Annotated in this window: 4 protein-coding genes and 1 pseudogene; all 5 read right to left on the reverse strand. The window is 25.6% G+C overall.

All coding sequences use genetic code 11. The features are described from left to right. Window positions 1-598: 598 nt before the first annotated feature. Window positions 599-760 carry a hypothetical protein gene (locus Tmeso_RS16625; protein WP_187296410.1) on the reverse strand — a complete coding sequence of 54 codons (162 nt, stop codon included), beginning with the start codon at window positions 758-760 and terminating at the stop codon, window positions 599-601. A gap of 78 nt (window positions 761-838) precedes the next feature. Then, the gene (locus tag Tmeso_RS15640; RefSeq protein ID WP_099192855.1) at window positions 839-1,672 is read right to left on the reverse strand and encodes a hypothetical protein; all 834 of its coding nucleotides are present in this window, start codon (window positions 1,670-1,672) and stop codon (window positions 839-841) included. A gap of 418 nt (window positions 1,673-2,090) precedes the next feature. Beyond that, the gene (locus Tmeso_RS15645; RefSeq protein WP_242967961.1) at window positions 2,091-2,762 is read right to left on the reverse strand and encodes an alpha/beta fold hydrolase; all 672 of its coding nucleotides are present in this window, start codon (window positions 2,760-2,762) and stop codon (window positions 2,091-2,093) included. A gap of 624 nt (window positions 2,763-3,386) precedes the next feature. Next, window positions 3,387-3,554, reverse strand: coding sequence for a hypothetical protein (locus tag Tmeso_RS16630; RefSeq protein ID WP_187296411.1), 168 nt, complete (start codon window positions 3,552-3,554; stop codon window positions 3,387-3,389). Between the two features lie 228 nt (window positions 3,555-3,782). After that, window positions 3,783-3,874: pseudogene (locus Tmeso_RS15650) on the reverse strand (IS200/IS605 family transposase); the annotation flags it as partial.

Genomic DNA, 3,874 nt, shown 5'->3' on the forward strand with positions numbered 1-3,874 from the left:
GGCTAATTATGAACTATATTAAAATCAAACTATCAATTATTCGTGTAGACTAGATAGTCTATTTCTTGTGCCTAAAAACATAACTTAAAAATAATTGTAAAAACTATTGACTATAACTAGCTGGTCTACATATAATAACTTTCAATTACTATATATGTTTCAAATTCCATTAATATTACATTCTATTTTTACATAAATTTCCACATGTTTCCATGGGCGTCTTCTAGTTAAGTGCCTTTTTAGATTTAGATCTTTTTGCTAGTGTTACGCAATACTACCTATTACTTTCAAGTTTTATACCTGCACGCTCTAGCTTATCATTTTCATTAAACATCCCAAGTAAATAAAGGATGGTTGAAAGAGTATGTAATTAAATGTGTGTAAACTTCATATTCAAATTTAGATTTTGAATTTTAAAATAGTGATTTAACTGTATCTAGGGGTTATGTTTTTCTATGAAAAACTAGCCCTTTTTAATATTGTTTCCATTTTAAGAAAAAAATTAACAATCCTTATTTATTATAGTAGGATTCTTTTTTTATTTGCTATGTTTTATCCTCCTGTTATACCTAAATAAGTGAGTTGGCTTATATTAACGTTAATTATTTTTTACATCTTTCTTTGTAGATAAAAGCACTAATAACATAGAACCAGAAATGCTGCCTAATCCAATTGCTATATAAGAAAAATTTTTATCAAATAATATATTACTTAACAGCATAACTACTGTAATTAAAACTGCTAAAAAACCTACAAACATTCCAATTTTTTTCCTGTTATAATCATATATTATTTCCTCCTTTAAATTGTGAAAATATAGTTTATACAATCAAATACTTTATTCCTCAAAATAATTTTCTTTCTTTAATTCGATAGTTTCTTTTTTCTCATTCCACTCAATCGTTAGTGTTACAATTCTAGGTTCTGGTAAACTGCTACCATTACTTTCATTACCTCCAAAGTATGCAGTGCCATTCTCATTTAATTCTATCCCTGTGCCACTTCCCTTTCGACGTGTAGTCTTATACTCATATTTTATATTATGTATATTTTTGATATCTTTACCTTTATACCTTACTATACCTACGTTTTTACTATAACTATCCATATGTGGAATTTCATTTTCATCCATCATACAATAATCGTAATATTTGCTTTTATATTCTGCTTCCCAAGTTGAGCTCTCTCCCTTAAAAATTATTTCTTTAGTAGGATTTAGTTTTTCAAAAACTATTTCACTAATTTTTTGTGATAATTTCAAATAGGCAAAATCTTTCTGCGATTTAGGAATATAAAGTATCAATGTATTCTTAGCTGGATATTTTAAGCTAAAAAAAGGAGTGTCCTCTACATTAAAGTCCTTAAATATTTGCTTGTATTCTTCTTGTACATCTTTTCTATCTGCAAGGGTTTTAAATACATATATAAATAAATAACCATTATTTCTTTCTAATTCATATATACTTGGATTTACTCCATTTAATTTATACTGCTCTTTTAGTTGTATATTACTCGACTTTAATTTTAACCCTTGTTTTCTCAACGTATTTGTAACCTCTTTTTCCTTTATTTCTTTTATACATAAATCTTGATGTGTATTTATTTTGCTACATCCAATACATAAAATGGTTAACACAGTAAATAAAAATAAATAAATATTTTTATTTATCACTGATAGTTCACCCCCCTTTGTTATTATAGACTATCCTTAATAGGTGTACTATTTTTGAACAAATGTATTATATATATTTTCATATACTTTATGTCTTTAAGTAATACTATATAAAAAATGCAGCCATAAGAAACATTAATGAAATAATATCCAAAAACGATATTAGAATATGTGCATAAAATAGTTTATTAACACCTCTTTTTATAACTAGAAAATATGATAATCCTAGATTCAAAAGAAGTTAAAGACCTAAATATGAGTAAAAGTATTACTTATCTACTTTATTTTTTATGATGTTTATTTTATATCTAATTTAGTATGTAATTTGATTATTATAAGTTAGTACACATTTCAAGAATATTCAGTTATAAAAATACCGTAAAATTCAATTCTGAATAACACGGTATTTTATTATAATTTAGAACAAAAATTCCAAAACTAACTTTCTAAACTCTTCTTTGTTACTAAACATAGCAGGATGATTTCCATTCTCAAAAATAACCAATTTAGAATTTTTCATCTTTAAATTAATAGTTTTTAATGTACTTTGGACATTAGGTATTAAATCATCTTTAGAGCTTCCTGTAATTAAAACATTATTTTCTATGTTACTAAGTTCATAATTAAAAAATTTACCTATATTCCTTGAAAAATCTATAATTAAATTTGTATTTTGATCAATAACATTTTTCCAATCAAAGCCATGCATTATAAACCAAAATAATTTAGAACCTAACTTGTTCTTTGCTATTTTTCTATCATCTACAATTTTTTTTGCAAACTCATAAGATAAATTTTCTCCCATAAAACTATCTACAATTATTCTGTTAAATAAATTAGGTTGCTTCAATACAACATTTAAAGCAACAATAGCCCCACCGCTTGTACCTAGTAAGTTAACATCTCCAATACCAATGTGCTTACATAATTCAATAATCATATTAGCATTAAAATCCCAATAATTTAATGGTAATTTATCTACTCTTTGAGATTTTCCTTGACCTACTAAATCTACTAAAATTACTTTAAAGTTTTTAGAATAGAATTTTAATTCTGGTATAAACATTTTTTGAGGAAGCTGTATCTCCATGTATAATAACTAAAGGTCTACCTTCACCAGATACTTTATAATATATATTAATATTTTCATACTTAAAATAAGACATTTTCAACCTCCCAATAACAAACATTGTAAAATTTTTTAATAAATATTTGTTTTATATAATCTACATGGGATAGCTAGTAGCTACTCTTACATGTAGATTATTTTAGTTTATTAAAAACTCCCATTATGATACCTCCTTGTAGCTTATTAATTCGCATTATTTCTACTATTACGTACCTTATATTTTTTCATATAACTTTAGCCTACTTCCACGTATATATTACCACAATATAGAAATTATTTCATACTTATTGCATCTTTGTTCAATATAGAAATGAAACTTACTAGTGTAAGTAAAGATTATTATTATAATCTTATTGATTTTTTCGATAAAATATCTAATACAGATATTTTAACACTGTAGATATTCATCTTATGTTAATCATCTGTAAAATTTGAAAATTTTTAGAGGTTTTTTAGTTTTTTATCTAATTATGTGATTTAAAATATAAATATTTTCTGTGCAAGCAATCTTTATATCAACATCAAAAATACACTACTTGCAATGCAATTAGTGTATTTTTGGGATATATATATTTTGTTGAAATTCTATCTATTATTTATACAAGCTATTTTACTAACTGTATCTTCAAATTCCTTCATAAGAGCAAATCCATTTTCTCTCAAAAACTTTTCCGCAATAAGCATAATTTTTAAATCCTTCTCTGTAAGTTGTTCTTCGAACTCTTTATCTATTTTATTAGTTCTTATCCCCATCTATTCTCACCTCTATTTTTAATTATATCAGAACATTAGTTCTTTAAACATATAAATTTTCATTATATTTTTTTCTATTCATCACCATAATAAAAATATACAAATCAGGACCACCCGTAAAACGGGTGGTTTGCATGAGCCCTATAAGGGCATGTTGCTTACCGTGTCTCAAGACACTTTGAAAAGTATGCCAACCGCGCTTTTTCCCAGGCTACCCCTAAAAGGGGTTTATTTTTTGCCCTTGTTTACTGGCTCACCCGTAAACGGGTCTATATATTCTTTCAGACTTATTTGTTCTTGTACTATATCTTCTTGTATTT

The organism is Tepidibacter mesophilus (genome assembly GCF_002724055.1).
GTDB lineage: Bacteria > Bacillota > Clostridia > Peptostreptococcales > Peptostreptococcaceae > Tepidibacter_A > Tepidibacter_A mesophilus.

What these genes read in the sequence shown, in the direction of transcription:
- Tmeso_RS16625 (WP_187296410.1), bottom strand. Translation starts at nt 760, where the DNA reads ATGTTTGTAGGTTTTTTAGCAGTTTTAATTACAGTAGTTATGCTGTTA.
- Tmeso_RS15645 (WP_242967961.1), bottom strand. Translation starts at nt 2,762, where the DNA reads ATGGAGATACAGCTTCCTCAAAAAATGTTTATACCAGAATTAAAATTC.
- Tmeso_RS16630 (WP_187296411.1), bottom strand. Translation starts at nt 3,554, where the DNA reads ATGGGGATAAGAACTAATAAAATAGATAAAGAGTTCGAAGAACAACTT.